This window comes from Corynebacterium tuberculostearicum (genome assembly GCF_046097465.1).
GTDB classification, from domain to species: domain Bacteria; phylum Actinomycetota; class Actinomycetes; order Mycobacteriales; family Mycobacteriaceae; genus Corynebacterium; species Corynebacterium tuberculostearicum_I.
In genome coordinates this window covers 1,126,923-1,141,109 of the sequence record NZ_CP175799.1, presented here as the reverse complement: position 1 = coordinate 1,141,109, position 14,187 = coordinate 1,126,923, and the positions used below count along the sequence as shown (strand labels likewise).

At 55.8% G+C, this 14,187-nt stretch carries 11 protein-coding genes; 7 read left to right on the top strand and 4 right to left on the bottom strand.

Annotated elements, in window-relative coordinates; translation table 11 throughout:
• Positions 1-22: 22 nt before the first annotated feature.
• On the bottom strand, positions 23-730 hold the full coding sequence (locus tag ACKFRX_RS05455; RefSeq protein WP_408928270.1) for an IclR family transcriptional regulator: 708 nt from the start codon (positions 728-730) through the stop codon (positions 23-25).
• Between the two features lie 186 nt (positions 731-916).
• Here ACKFRX_RS05455 and ACKFRX_RS05450 point away from each other — a divergent pair, with 186 nt between their 5' ends.
• A complete protein-coding gene (locus tag ACKFRX_RS05450) occupies positions 917-2,302 on the top strand; it encodes an amino acid permease (RefSeq protein ID WP_005323465.1) in 1,386 nt (461 codons plus the stop codon).
• An 11-nt stretch (positions 2,303-2,313) separates the two neighbouring features.
• A complete protein-coding gene (hutG, locus tag ACKFRX_RS05445; protein WP_408928236.1) occupies positions 2,314-3,246 on the top strand; it encodes a formimidoylglutamase in 933 nt (310 codons plus the stop codon).
• Positions 3,247-3,254: 8 nt separating this feature from the next.
• On the opposite strand, the gene ACKFRX_RS05440 is transcribed toward hutG, so the two are convergent.
• A complete protein-coding gene (locus tag ACKFRX_RS05440) occupies positions 3,255-4,601 on the bottom strand; it encodes a YjiH family protein (protein WP_408928235.1) in 1,347 nt (448 codons plus the stop codon).
• A 133-nt stretch (positions 4,602-4,734) separates the two neighbouring features.
• On the opposite strand from ACKFRX_RS05440, the gene ACKFRX_RS05435 reads away from it, so the two are divergent.
• Positions 4,735-5,130 carry a (deoxy)nucleoside triphosphate pyrophosphohydrolase gene (locus ACKFRX_RS05435; RefSeq protein WP_005323485.1) on the top strand — a complete coding sequence of 132 codons (396 nt, stop codon included), beginning with the start codon at positions 4,735-4,737 and terminating at the stop codon, positions 5,128-5,130.
• Here the strand turns inward: ACKFRX_RS05435 and ACKFRX_RS05430 are convergent.
• Complete coding sequence (locus ACKFRX_RS05430) at positions 5,117-5,320, bottom strand: hypothetical protein (RefSeq protein ID WP_239191599.1); 204 nt, start codon at positions 5,318-5,320, stop codon at positions 5,117-5,119. The genes ACKFRX_RS05435 and ACKFRX_RS05430 overlap by 14 nt on opposite strands.
• A gap of 208 nt (positions 5,321-5,528) precedes the next feature.
• Between ACKFRX_RS05430 and istA the strand changes: the two genes are divergently transcribed.
• The 4 genes from istA to ACKFRX_RS05410 all read left to right on the top strand — a co-directional run bounded on the left by istA (position 5,529) and on the right by ACKFRX_RS05410 (position 12,844).
• Positions 5,529-7,136, top strand: a complete 1,608-nt coding sequence (istA, locus tag ACKFRX_RS05425; protein ID WP_150851611.1) for an IS21 family transposase — start codon at positions 5,529-5,531, stop codon at positions 7,134-7,136.
• Positions 7,137-7,153: 17 nt separating this feature from the next.
• Positions 7,154-7,912: an ATP-binding protein gene (locus ACKFRX_RS05420; RefSeq protein ID WP_150851610.1), complete on the top strand. Its 759-nt coding sequence runs from the start codon at positions 7,154-7,156 to the stop codon at positions 7,910-7,912.
• Between the two features lie 423 nt (positions 7,913-8,335).
• On the top strand, positions 8,336-11,458 hold the full coding sequence (locus ACKFRX_RS05415; RefSeq protein ID WP_408922768.1) for a DUF3427 domain-containing protein: 3,123 nt from the start codon (positions 8,336-8,338) through the stop codon (positions 11,456-11,458).
• 93 nt (positions 11,459-11,551) lie between these two features.
• Positions 11,552-12,844, top strand: coding sequence for an Nramp family divalent metal transporter (locus ACKFRX_RS05410; protein ID WP_408928234.1), 1,293 nt, complete (start codon positions 11,552-11,554; stop codon positions 12,842-12,844).
• Positions 12,845-12,858: 14 nt separating this feature from the next.
• Here the strand turns inward: ACKFRX_RS05410 and ACKFRX_RS05405 are convergent, their stop codons facing one another.
• On the bottom strand, positions 12,859-14,100 hold the full coding sequence (locus ACKFRX_RS05405) for an MFS transporter (protein WP_408928233.1): 1,242 nt from the start codon (positions 14,098-14,100) through the stop codon (positions 12,859-12,861).
• Between the last annotated feature and the right edge of the window lie 87 nt (positions 14,101-14,187).

Below are 14,187 nucleotides of genomic sequence, written 5' to 3'. Positions count from 1 at the left end.
AACGCGATGAATGTATGCTACCTCACTTTTTGCGATTGCGGTACATTTTGGCCGCGACCTTGTCCGATACCTCTAGCAAGGCCCGAATAGCGGCGTCCACCTTCACATCCGGCGTCCCAACCGGATACGTCACCGCCACCGCCGCTGCAGGGCGGTCCAAGTGATCCAGGATGGGCGCCGCTACAGAGGACTGACCGCGAGTAATCTCTTCGATCTCTTGATCCCACCCGCGTGCAGCCACCAAACTCAAGCGCTTTTTCAATGCAGCAAAGCCGCTACCTCCCGCAGTATCAAAGGCGGCGCGCACCTCCGCATCAGGCAGATGCGCCAGCATCACGCGCCCGGACGCCGTTTTATGTGCCTGCAGGCGCACACCCACCTCAGTGACCAAGGAGGTAGCACCCACCGCACGCACCTCTTGCAAATACAAGATTTCCGAGCCTGCCATACGTGACAGGTGCCCCGATCCACCCACCAGCGCCGCACACTGTTCCAAATCCCGAGTGGACATGCGCACCAAGGGCTGCTGCGTTACATAGGCCGAAGCCATGGAATACGCCGCCAGGCCCAGTCCATACGTCTTGTGTTCCGGCAAATGGGCTACAAAACCAGCATCAACCATCTCCGCCAGCAGGTGGTACGTAGATGAGCGCGGCAGGTTGAGCTCACCTTGGATGCGGGCGGCGGATATAGGGACGTCGATGGTGGATAACAGCTTGAGAATCTCCATCGCATGACGCGCCGCAGGGACTCTGTTGGTACTCACGGAGGGCAATTTTAAACACCATGGCGGCGGTTATCAGTGCAGCACACGACCCCAAGTCTGAAATTCCAGACAAGTAAATATGCTGCAGACCACACTTTTAACAAATGGAGACTTAGACTACATAAAACCTTTCATACGCTAGGAGATGCCATGTCCCAACACGGCCTTAAACACAGGCACCTGCACTTCATCGCCCTCGGATCCGCGATCGGCACCGGACTGTTTTATGGTTCAGCCGGCGCCATCCAAGCCGCCGGCCCCTCTGTCCTCGTCGTCTATCTCCTCGCCGGCGCGGTGGTGTATTTCATGCTCCGCGCCCTAGGCGAAATGGCCGTTCGCCACCCCATCACCGGCTCCTTCGCCGGCTACGCCCGCATGTTCATGGGCGGATGGGCCGGATACATCACCGGCTGGATGTTCGCCTTTGAGATGGTCATCGTAGCGCTTGCGGACCTCACCGCCATCGGCGTTTATATGCGCTTTTGGTTCCCAGACGTCTCGCAGTGGGTTTGGGTTGCAGCCACCTTGCTCATCGTGGGCGGCGCAAACCTCGCCACCGTCAAGGCCTTCGGTGAACTAGAATTTGCCTTTACCATCATCAAGGTCGGCGCCGTACTCGCCATGATTGCCGGCGGCCTTGCGGTATTAGCCTTTGGGCTTTCTGATGCCCACACCACCGGCCCCGTCAACCTCGTCAACGACGGCGGCTTCTTCCCCAACGGCCCCACGGGCATGATCGCTTCTTTCATCCTCGTCCTCTTTGCCTTTGGCGGCACCGAAATCATCGGTGTTGCCGGCAGCGCCGCCCAGCACCCAGAAAAATCCGTCCCCAAAGCAATCAATACGGTGCCCATGCGCATCCTGCTTTTCTATGTCCTTGCCATCGCCGTCATTCTCATGATCACCCCATGGCGCGACATCACCGGCGAGCAGTCCCCCTTCGTCCAAATCTTTAATACCCTTGGCGTTTCCTGGGCCGCAGGTTTGCTCAACTTCGTGGTCATTACCGCCGCTTTATCGGCCATCAACGCCGACCTCTTCGGTGCAGGACGCGTCATCACTGGCCTTGCCCACCAAAAGCACGCCCCTAAGTTCATGTCCAAGGTAGTGCGTGGCGTACCCGTAATGACCACCATCATCCTCATCGCCACCATGATCATTGGCACTATCCTCAATGCCCTCCTGCCGGAGAATGTCTTCGAGGTCATCGCCTCGTTAGCTACCTTCGCCACCGTGTTTGTCTGGCTTATGATTCTGCTCGCTCACCTATACTCTCGGCGCGGAATGAGCACACAAGACGTAGCGAACCTCAAATACAAAGTTCCCTTCTGGCCCTATGGTCAGTACCTGTCCATCGCATTTATCCTCATGACCTTCGGCATCATGGTCTGGCAAGAGGAATACCGCATTTCCCTCGTTGTGGGTGTGGCCTTCATCGCCATTATGACGGCGGTTTATTTCCTCACCAACCGGCACGAAGTAACACATGAGGATGAACCCACCGAAGAGCCAGAAGAACTCGTCGTTTCCGCCTAACATCGAAAACCATGAACACTGAAAAAGCTGAACTTTTCACCCTCGCCCCCGAATGGTCCGGCCGCTCCGATGGCCCGGGACCAGAACATGCCCGTTGGCATAGCGTTATCAATCAGTCCACCGACTCCCCCGCCCCGGTAACCCTGGTGGGCTTTGCCTCCGATGAGGGCGTGCTGCGCAATGGCGGCCGCCAGGGTGCAGCCGCAGGCCCGGCCGCGCTGCGTTCCGCGCTGGGTTCCTTGGCAGTGCACCATGCGCATGCGCTTGCCGACGCCGGCACGATCACCACCCAGGCCGACGACCTCGAAGGCGCCCACGATGCGCTCTCCGATAAGGTGCAGGAGCTCGTCGAAGCCGGCACTCTCCCCATCATTCTGGGCGGCGGTCACGAGACCGCCTTCGGCTCACACCGCGGCCTCTACCGCGCGGTGGGCGCCACCAAGATCATCAACCTAGACGCCCACTTCGATCTGCGCCGCGCCGATCAAGCCACCTCCGGCACCCCGTTCAAGCAGATTTCGGAGCTCACCGATGACTTCGACTACACCGTGCTGGGCATCTCCCGCCCCAATAACACCGCAGTGCTTTTCGACGAAGCCGAGTCCCTCGGCGTAGCCATCACCCTTGACGAAGAGCTGGTCAACCTCTCCCCGGCCGAATGCGGCGAGCTTGCCGCCCAAGCCACCGAGGGCAAGGACAAGGTCCACCTATCCATCGACCTCGACGTCCTGCCGGCATCCACCGCGCCGGGCGTATCCGCCCCGGCGTCGCTAGGCGTCAGCTACGAGCGCATCCGCGCCATGGCCGTGGCTATTGCGCGAACGGGCAAGCTAGCCCTGGTGGACGTCGTCGAGCTCAACCCCACCTTTGACATAGATAACCGCACCGCCAAGGCAGCGGCGCGGCTTATCGATGACATCGTCACGGCCCACCTCGGGGCCTAGCGCTTAGCTCAAAACAGCAGGTGGGCAATCGGCGTGGCGATGAGGATGGTCAGCGCCACGCGCTCAAACCAGATGATGACCAGGTGGGTGAGCTTCACCGGAATCTTGGTAGCCAAGATGCACGGCACCAGCGCGGAGAAGAAGATGATGGCGGAGACTGCCACCACGCCGATGACGAACTTGACCACCATGTTGTCGCTGCCTGCCACTGCGGTGGCGGGCAGGAACATCTCCGCAATACCCATGGCCGCGCCCTTGCCGGCCTGGACCGGCTCCGGCAGCTGCACTACCCACGCGAACGGATAAAACAGGTAGCCAATCCACTCGAAGATGGGCGTAAAGCGCGCAAGCAGTAGGCCAATAAGGCCCACCGACATGATGGAAGGCACGATGGCCGCCGCCATGCGCACGCCATCGCGCAGGTTCTCCCAGATGGACTCCCACAAGGACGGCGCGCGCTGCAATGCCAGCATTGCTTCGCGCCACGCGTTCTTGATGCGCGAGCCCTCCACCGGCTTTTCCGGGTCTGGGTGTGCTTCTGCAAAGTACTCATCTGGAATGGTGCGTAGCGGCGGAATGCGCACGGTAATGGCCGTCACCACAAAGGTCACGATGAGCGTGACAATAAAGTAGGTGCCCCAGATTTTCATCAGGTCAAGCTGCTTGGCCACAATGACCATGAAGGCCGCAGAGACCGTCGAAAAGCCGGTGGCAATAATGGCCGCCTCGCGCCCGGTATAGCCGCCCTTTTGGTAGACGCGGTCGGTCACCAAAATGCCCAGCGAGTACGAGCCCACGAACGAGGCCACCGCGTCAATGGCGGAGCGCCCCGGCGTCTTCCACAGCGGCCGCATGATGGGCTGCATGAGCACGCCAACAAATTCCAGCAAGCCAAAGCCAATGAGAAACGCCAGGAAAGCACCACCGATAGGCACGATGAGCCCAACCGGAATCGCGATGGAATTCCACAGGAACGGCACTAGGTCTTCATCGCCCAACACCCACGGCAGCGCATCGATGACCATAAGGAAGGAGACCACCGCGCCCACAATGTTGAGCACCGCAAAGACCGCCTGCAGCGCGCTTTCCTTAAACGCCCCGGTGGTAAAGCTGCGCACCGTGCCGTAGACAGCAAGGGCAAAGATAATCCACGGCACCAGCGCCGGAATCCCTTCGCGCACCATGGTGACCATGTGGTCCAAAGGAATGGAGCGCTTATCCTGATACGTCACCGGCAGGAAGAATACGAACGCGCCGATGGCGCTATATAAAAAGAGTTTCCACCGTCCCCCAGGCTGCGGGATTTCCCCGTCATGGCTCTGGTGCGAGGTGTAGACAGATTCGGTAGAAGTCACAGTAAAACCGTCTCCTCAAGCTTGCATACAAAAATCAAGCCCGCGTGACAGCCTTACGCGAACATTGGGGATATGTTATCTAAGTAACAGCTCACTGTCTAGATGTTTCCGAGATCCAAGGCACAATGGAGTCATGTCTAACCCCATTCGCGTCGTTGGCGCCGTCTTCCACGACGGCGAGCGGTTCCTCGCCTGCCGCAAGAAACCAGGCAAGCCATTGGAAGGCCACTGGGAATTTCCGGGTGGAAAGATCGAGCCTGGCGAAACCCCTGAGCAAGCTCTAGCTCGCGAAATTCGCGAGGAGCTCAACCTCATCGCCGAGGTCGGCCAGAAAGTGACGACAACAACCTATGAGTACGAATTTGCGACCATTGAGCTAACCACTTTCTACTGCACGCTTGTCGACGGCGACCTACGCCTGACCGATCACGACGCTACAAAATGGGTTACCTCCACAGAGGCCGCACACCTGGCGTGGGCTCCCGCAGATATCCCGGCAGTAGAAGCTATTGCTTCTAGTCACAGCTAAGGAAAGAAAGATTCTTCCTTTCGTATTTTCCTTCTGCCAGCATGCGGCGGATATCCTCCGCCAAACGCACTACCAATTGCGGATCGGATTCCGCCAACGCTGCGATTTCCTGCGTTGCCTTGCCTCCGTTTGTCGTTTGCCCTTCATAGGAGGGTCGCGCCGAGTAGAGATCAAAGTATTTTCGGCTCACGCCGTTGACATTCCTAAATTTAGGACCTGGCTGGAACTCATCTCCATACATGATGTCGATTTGGGGTAGTTGGTACCGCGAGTCTGCGTAGTTGGTACCGGTGTTCCGCGTACCCGGTACTGCAAGGGGTTTTCTTTCATAGTTGATGTTGGCGACACCACAATCCGCTGGTGTTGCGTCAACTTCTACTTGGAAGGAGCCGGTCCTTGTGGCTAACTTCAAACAGATCATCGCGATGTGCCTTGATGGTGCTAGCTACGCGCAGATCACACATGCATTGGGATGTTCACGACGAGAAGTATCCCGAGCAAAGAAAGTCATCAACGATGAGGCACTAACTCCAGAGCGTTTCCGTCAGCTCCCACCGGGATGGTTCGATGATCGATTCAGTGATGGCCGGAGTAAGCGGTCGTTGCCCTACGACCAGCCTGATTTTCATGCTCTTGCACGCAAGCTGAAAGGTACGAAGCATGTGACCAGGCATAAGCTGTGGATGGACTACGTGTCGAAGCCTTGTCCGACGGATAAGACAAAGTACCAGTACTCCCAGTTCTGCAGTGGGCTCAATGAGTTTCTGCGTGCCAACGATCTCGTCGAAGTTATCACCCATGAGCCAGGGCAAGAGCTTTATGTCGACTGGGCCGGTGACAAAGTGCCTGTAGTAGATCAGGCCAGTGGTGATACCGTGTTCAAGGCGTCATTGTTTGTCTCGGTCAGCCCGTACTCAGGGCTGATGTACGTTACTGCTGCTGCGAATGAGAAGATGTCGGCGTGGATTGAGTGCCATGTTAAGGCGTTGAATTATCTTGGCAAAGTACCAGCAATCATCGTGCCAGATAATGCTTCTACGGCGACTTATCGGCCGAAGAAGACCTCTACATACCGGATGGTCACTGACCGCTACGCAGCGTTTGCTGACTATTACGGGGTCACGATTGTGCCGACTAGGCCCGGCAGGCCTCGTGACAAGGCAGCGGTAGAGCGTGCCGTGAAAATCGCCTACACCAAAATCCTGGGTTACTTTAGCAACGAGGTCTTCTATAACCTTGATGAGCTTAATGAGGCGATCGCTTGCCGTCTTGCTGTTATCAACGGCGCAATGACGCGGCCTGATGGCTCAACACGGCAGATGCGCTTTGATAAAGAAGAGGCACCAATGATGCGGGATCTTCCGCCGACGCCGTTTACGGAAGTGTCTTATAAGCGGCTTAAAGTCGATCGCAACTGGCACATCACCTGTGACTACCAGTACTACTCAGTGCCATTTCAGCTGGTAGGAGAGTCGGTAACAGTCAGGCTCACCCCGCAACTGGTGAGCGTCTTCAACGGGGAGCAGCTTGTTGCTGAACACACGCGCCTTCACGGATTCAAATACCGGTATTCCACCAACCCTCAGCATGGGCCGCGTGGCGATGATGAAGGCCACAAGGCGCTTACCCGTGATGAGCTTTTGGCCTGGGCCTCGTCGTTTGGGGCAGCAACGCACGCAGTCATAGCGATGATCCTCGACCGCAATAGTGCCGCCGTACCCCGCGGACTCATCCAGGCACGCAACGTGTTGGCCAACCTGGGCAAAAAGCACAACAAAGCCACCCTGGAACCTGCCTGCCAGCAGGTCGTGGACAAGAAGCTGGCCCCAACGATGGCAGTGATCAAACGCCTCCAGACTGACATTGCCCACGCCCAACAACATCCCGGGGAACCAGGGCCAAAAACACAGCCTGTGGCCAAGCGCCAACCACGCCCAAGTACCCCGCTTACCGGCGACGTGGCCGATGCCGTCTTTATCCGGCCTGCTGACCACTACGAAAACTAGAAGGAGTGTGAAAAATCATGAGCAGCATCGACGACGAGATTGTGCGGGCAAAAATGCGCAAGCTTCGTGTATCAACCTTCGCTGACATCTTCTACGAGGTTGTCAACGACGAGGCCTATGCGGATGCGCTACCAGAAGACATCTTCCTCGCCGCAGTCGAAGAAGCCTACACACAACGCCAACAGCGCAATATCGCCAAGGCCATCACCCAGGCACAATTCCGATACCCGGATGCAAGCCTGGCTGAAATCACCCGGGCAGAACAACGTGGTATCAACATGCGCCAGCTGAAACGAATCGCAGCAACCAACTGGCGGGAAAACCCGACCAACATACACATCCTCGCACCGACCGGAACAGGCAAGACATACATTGCCTGCGCCATCGGCATCGCCGCATGCAAAGCCGGATATTCCGTGGCGTACTACCGGCTGGATCAACTTGTAGACATGCTGGCGGTCTTCTCACCGACTGACCAAAACTACCTCGATAAGATGCGGAAACTGATCAACGTCGATGTCCTTATCATCGACGACTTTATGACCATCAGCATCAACCAGCGCGGGCAAGAAGACCTAGCCAAGATCATATTCGACCGCGACGGAAGGCTCCCAACACTGATCTCTTCCCAATCAGCTGCCGCCTACTGGGTTGAAACACTGCCAGACAGAGTCGGAGCCGATTCACTCGTAAGCCGCCTCAACAACGGCCACCGAATCCATATCGGAGACTTCGACATGCGTAAAGCCACCGCCCCGACCACCCCAGACGACTAAGACTAACGGCCCGGGCCGACGTACCCCTCGGCCCGGTACCAACTACCCGGAACACGACAGTACCGAGTCCCCAGAACACCGGTACCAAAAACTCGCATCTGACACATGACTCCCCTGGCCAGAAGGTTGGAAACCCGAGATATTTCCTCCTTAGGTCCTTTAGCCGGCCATCCTAAACGGATTCCAATTTCGGCGACCAAAAGAATCTCATCTCGTAGCCATTTTGGACTTCTCAATCCAGTCTCCAGTCAACAGGGATAAAAATTTAGACTGCGGGGATTGCTCTTCTTAATTGAGACCAAAGAACTCTAGTGAATGCCATGCCTCAAAATCACTGAAGGGCAACACCGCCTGGAGAAAAATTACTTCGCCAATCCTTGAATCAGCCAATTTGCATTTCGTAGCATTTAGAATTTGGTCATTATGAGTACTAACCCTGACTCTTCCCTACCTTTCGGCGTTTACGAGACCCCTATTACGGCCCGAATCCGTGAACGCATGAACGAAACGTTAAACCAACATCCTGCTGCAGGATTCGGTATTGGAAGAAGCTCCGATGAAGAAGCTCATGGCCGCTATACCTCGGCGGTTTCACAACACATTGGTTCACTTCTAGAGCGACGGCTATACGGTTTAAAGTCACCCGAAGACCGGGTTGCCCTAATCAACAACATCGCGCTTCTACTGGGTGAAGATGAAGAGATTGATTCCGAAGAACTCCTCTACGCCGTATACAACTCCGGATTGGCGGACCCTCCCCTGCTTCCGGATGTTTCACTCACCAAGAGTGCACTATTCACTAACGCCCAAGGAGAATCTAGTTTAACCAGCGAAATCGAGAGAGAAATCAAAACTGCTGATTCGGTTGATCTGCTCTGTGCGTTCATCAAGAACTCCGGCATCAGCGTTCTTGATAGACAACTCGAGTACCTTCGCGATAACGAGATCCCTTTCCGGCTACTCACTTCTACCTACTGCGGTGCATCCGACGCAGCAGCGCTCAAGCGATTGGTTGAGAAATATCAGGCCGAAGTAAAGATTTGCTATGAGCACAAATCCACTCGCCTTCATGCCAAAGCTTGGCTGTTCCGCCGAAAATCCGGGTTCGATACTGCCTTTATCGGCAGTTCCAACCTTTCCCGATCTGCTCTCGTCGATGGTTGGGAGTGGAATGTCCGCGGGTCCAATACCGCGACTCCTGAAGTAATCGATAAGTTCATCAAGACTTTCGATAGCTACTGGCACGACAGTCATTTCAAGACCTTCGACCCTAATCGCGACATGGAGAGACTCGAGCGGTCTCTTCGCGTCGCCAAGGGTGGCGAAAACTCCGGGGCGCTTCGCCAACTGGAGTTATCTGGCCTTGAGGTAACTCCTTACCCCTACCAAGAAGAGATGCTCGAGGCGCTACGCTCAGAGCGTGAGGTAAAAGATCGACATAGGAACCTCCTGGTTGCTGCTACAGGAACAGGAAAGACGGTAGTTGCCGCATTGGATTACCGGAACCTATGCGAACAATGGAAGCGACGCCCTCGGCTGCTTTTCGTTGCACACCGGAAAGAAATTCTTCAACAAGCCCGCCGGACATTCCAGGAAGTGCTTAAAGATGCGGACTTTGGCGAGCTGCTAGTCGACGGCGCTCAGCCTCGCCGCTGGGACTATGTGTTCGCCAGCGTGCAATCTCTCAGCGCTTCCCGTTTACAAAACCTAAGTAGCAACCATTTTGATGTCGTAATAATCGACGAGTTTCATCACGCACAAGCCCCCACTTATAAAGCACTTTTGGACCACCTCCAGCCACAAGAGCTCCTGGGTTTAACGGCAACACCAGAACGTGGTGATGGAGAAAACGTCCAGAAATACTTTGACTATCGCGTAGCTCATGAACTTCGTTTGTGGGATGCATTGCGTCTACAGCTTTTAGTCCCCATGCATTACTACGGGATTGCCGACGGAACGGACCTTTCCTCATTGACATGGAGCCGAGGCAAAAAGGACTACAACACCGAAGAGCTCTCCGAGTTCTACATCAAAGCGGGAGAAAAGCGCACCCGCTTCATTGTTAACGAGCTAAACCGACGCATCTTCGATCTCTCAGAGATGAAAGCTATCGGCTTTTGCGTCACGATTGCCCACGCAGAATATATGGCGCGGCAATTCCAGCAATTTGGAATCCCAGCGCGAGCTGTCACAAGCGATCTCACCGCCACCGAGCGTGCTCGGGCCATCAAAGATCTGGAGACTGGCGACGTCAAAGTCCTGTTCTCTGTAGATATATTTAATGAGGGCGTTGATATTCCTTCTGTTAACACCCTTCTTTTGCTCCGCCCGACACAAAGCCCTGTGGTCTTTCTACAACAACTGGGTCGTGGTCTTCGTCTATCTCCAGGCAAGGACTCCTGCGTCATTCTCGATTTCATTGGACAGCAGCACGTCGATTTTGATTTTGAGCGAAAATTCCATGCCTTAACCCGGAAGCGGGGCAAGCGCTTAGCTGAAGAAATTGAGCAGGGCTTCCCCACCACCCCACCGGGTTCGCATATTCAATTCGATCAATCGACGACCGAGCAAGTTCTCCGAAACGTTAAGAAGGTCTCACGAAATTCCTTACGGAAAGTGCGTGCATTGCTCTCTGAAATTCGAACCACGAATCTCAAAGAGTTCCTTGAGGATTCTAACCTGCAACTAGAGGATATCTACCGCCCGTCGAAATATTCGTGGACACGGCTTCTTCGAGAAGAAGGCCTACTAGAGCAAAAGGCCGATGAGACCGAATCATTTCTACTTAACAGAATTCGAGTCTTCCTTCACGTCAACGATCCACACCGAATCGATGCCTATCTGCGCATCCTTTCCACCCCAAGTCTTCACTACGCCGACATGGAGCCGTCCGACCAGGCCTTCACCCGAATGCTCGTACTCGGATTCTGGGCAAACTCAAATTCTCCGCACCCTGGATCCTATGACGCGGCCTTGACGATTTTGCGCCAGCATCCACAAGTTGCTTGGGAATTGGAGCAGGTTATGCGACTGAGCAGTGACTCCTCACGCATCGTTCCACAACATAGCGATAGTTCAGTTTTGGAGACGCATGCGGATTACTCGTTGGCCGAGCTTATTGGTGCTTTAGAGTCGGGAAGCCTTCACCAGCTTGTAAACCTGCCACGCGAAGGTGTGAAATATTTTCCCGATATCAACACTGATCTTTTCTTGGTGACGTTTCAAAAGGACGAGCAAGTCAGTGCCTCCACGAATTACCGAGACTATCCAATAGCACCCGATCTGTTGCACTGGGAATCTCAATCGACAACGACTTTGAAATCAAAGGCGGCTAGGCGATATATCGGCCATCAGGAGCGAGATGGAAAAATTCTCATTGCCTCGCGCTTTACCAAGAAAAACAAAGTAGGGACAGCGAGCGCATATACCTACCTCGGTGCAGTGGATTATGTTTCCCACCATGGAGAAAAGCCAATTCAATTTGAGTGGAAGCTCCAGAGGTCAATGCCCAAGGCTCTCTATGCTGCGGGAAGAACGGTGGCTTAAATCTCCGCTCGAGGAATTGAATTCCTCGTTTTCCTGATACTAGACAGCACTCTCCCTATAGTGATTAGAAACACAATCAATCGAGAGGGTGCTATGAGCCAGACCAGCGAATCGAATTCCGCCCGGCCTGCAGGGGGCAAGCACGACACAGAATCAACCGACCAGACAAGAGTGAAATGGACCCTGGTCGGTCCGGGGCTAGTTGCGGCCGCAACAGGCGTCGGCGCAGCCGACCTAGTTGCCACCATGATTGCCGGTCAACGCTATGGCTACGCACTCCTTTGGGCGGTCATTATCGGAACAATTATGAAAATTGTGCTGGTCGAAGGCGTCGGTCGGTATAGCCTTGCTACCGGAAACACGATGTTCCATGGCTGGCGCGAGTTGGGACGGTGGACTTCCTGGTATTTTGCCCCTTATATCGTTATTTGGGGTCTTGTCTACGGTGCTGCATCGATGTCCGGCGCTGGTCTCGCTCTTAGCGCTCTTTTCCCAGGTACCAGCCTAGAAATGTGGGCAATTATTGCCGGAATATCCTGCTTTACTCTAACTTGGCTTGGGCGGTATCAGCTTTTCGAGAAGCTATCAGCCATCTTGGTCGGAATCATGTTTGTCACCGTGGTGGGTATCGCAGCCATTACGGCCCCGAACCTTCCCGAAGTTATCGGCGGTTTGGTACCGCAGATTCCGGATGGCTCCTTCGTCTACGTGTTGTCCATCGCCGGCGGAGTGGGCGGCACAATCACGCTTGCCGCTTATGGCTACTGGCTGCGAGAAAAGGAATGGTACACACCGAAATGGATGCAGGTCATGCGTATGGACAATGCGGTGGCATACGCAGTTACCGGAATTTTTGTGTTAGCCACACTCGCGCTGGGTGCTGAACTCCTCTACAGCGCCAACGTCGCGGTCTCCGATAATGATCAGGGTCTCGTTGATATGGCGGACGTTCTCGAGGACCGCTACGGAACGTTCATGTCTAAGTTGTTCATCGTCGGGTTCTTCTCCGCCGCGTTCTCTTCCTGCCTTGGTGTTTGGAACGGTGTATCCCTGATGTTTGCCGACTACATCGGTCACCTCAAAAAGATCCCGCAAGGCGATCCCCGGACCAGTACTGGTGGAAAGTATTACCGCGCTTACCTCATCTGGCTAACTTTCCCACCAATGCTGCTTTTGCTCCTTGGAAAGCCAACCGGACTCATCATCGCCTACGGCGTCCTGGGCGCATTGTTTATGCCGTTCTTAGGCCTTACCCTCTTGGTCCTGCTGAATACCAAACACACCCCGAAACAATGGAGAAACGGCTGGATCGTCAACACCTTGATGGCGGTAATCTCCGTTGCCTTCGTTTACCTTTGCGTTTCCCAATTGGCTGAAATTCTCTAGCCGAGAATAAGTGCCTACTTCCCCTGCGGCACTCGCTTCGGCTTGTTCCCCACCCCGGCGTGCGGGTCGCGGCCGAATGCCCAGGCAATGATGCCGATGAAGGCGATGGCACCGCAGACGGTGAAGGCGAGGGGGAAGCCGGAGGCGTCGGCAAGCAGGCCAATGAGCATAGGTCCCAAGATTTGGCCGAAGTCTCCGGCCATCTGGAAGGTGGAAAGCACCTTGCCGCCGGAGCGGTCATTGCCCACGATGTCGCCCACCGCGGCCTGCTGGGAGGGGTTGATTAACCCGGAAGAGGCGCCGGCGAAGGCGGAGACGAGCAAGAGGAACCACACGCTGGTGGCCATGCCCATAAGCACCATGAAGATGGCGGAGCCAACGAGGCCGATGAGGATAAGTGGTTTGCGGCCGTGGATATCGGACCACTTGCCGGAGAACTGCAACACGATAGCGTTGCCGGCCGCAAAGACTGCGAGCGCCAGGCCGGAGGCGGCCGCGCCATTGTGGAAGATGGACGCGGCAAAAAGCGGCAGGACAGATACGCGCACGCCCATGTTGATCCAGCTATGGGCGAAGTTGGAGGTCAGCACCGCGCGATAGGCGGTATCGCCCCAGGCCTCCTGCAGGCGCATGGGTGGCAGCTTATCCTTGCTGGCTTGTTTGTGGTTGACGCGGGGCATTTGCCACCAGACGACGAACGCGGCCAGCGCCACGCCCACGCCGTAGATGAAAAATGGCCAGCGGAACCCCAGGAAGGACAAGCTGGCACCAAGAACGGGGCCGGCGACGTTACCGAGCAGGAAGGCAGTGGCGTAGGTGGCAGAGCACTTGCCGCGAATCGTCGGCGGGGACATGCGCACGATCAGACCCATGGCGGAGACGGTGAACATGGTCGAGCCAATGCCGGCTAGGGCGCGCAGGGCCACGGTGTGCCAATAGCTTTGGGCGATGGAGACTAGGCCCGTGGTCACCGCGACGGTCATGAGCCCGATGAGATAAACGCGGCGCGAGCCGACGCGATCCACAAGCGTGCCGGACATGGGCGCGAAGATAAGGCGCGAAGCGGCGAAGATGGAGACCACAAGGCCCGCGGCAGCCATGGAGACATCGAAGCTCACCACGAACTGCGGAAGCAGCGGGGCGATGAGGCCATAGCCCAAAGCGATAATAAAGGCGGCGGTAACCATGACCCAGATTTCGCGCGGAATCTTGGGCGCTTCCTCGTGTTCTACTTCCCCACTGCGTGTATTCATCATATCGGCTGCAACTCTAATCCTTGGTGTCAGGGAAAGCCATTTGCGGTTTATGTTCGAACAAACGTTTGTTTGTGGTGGGGTTGTGTC

Bases quoted from the DNA above. Each gene is read 5' to 3' on its own strand.
- ACKFRX_RS05455 (WP_408928270.1), bottom strand. From the start codon at position 730: ATGGAGATTCTCAAGCTGTTATCCACCATCGACGTCCCTATATCCGCC.
- ACKFRX_RS05405 (WP_408928233.1), bottom strand. From the start codon at position 14,100: ATGATGAATACACGCAGTGGGGAAGTAGAACACGAGGAAGCGCCCAAG.
- ACKFRX_RS05450 (WP_005323465.1), top strand. From the start codon at position 917: ATGTCCCAACACGGCCTTAAACACAGGCACCTGCACTTCATCGCCCTC.
- ACKFRX_RS05415 (WP_408922768.1), top strand. From the start codon at position 8,336: ATGAGTACTAACCCTGACTCTTCCCTACCTTTCGGCGTTTACGAGACC.
- ACKFRX_RS05420 (WP_150851610.1), top strand. From the start codon at position 7,154: ATGAGCAGCATCGACGACGAGATTGTGCGGGCAAAAATGCGCAAGCTT.
- ACKFRX_RS05435 (WP_005323485.1), top strand. From the start codon at position 4,735: ATGTCTAACCCCATTCGCGTCGTTGGCGCCGTCTTCCACGACGGCGAG.
- hutG (WP_408928236.1), top strand. From the start codon at position 2,314: ATGAACACTGAAAAAGCTGAACTTTTCACCCTCGCCCCCGAATGGTCC.
- ACKFRX_RS05410 (WP_408928234.1), top strand. From the start codon at position 11,552: ATGAGCCAGACCAGCGAATCGAATTCCGCCCGGCCTGCAGGGGGCAAG.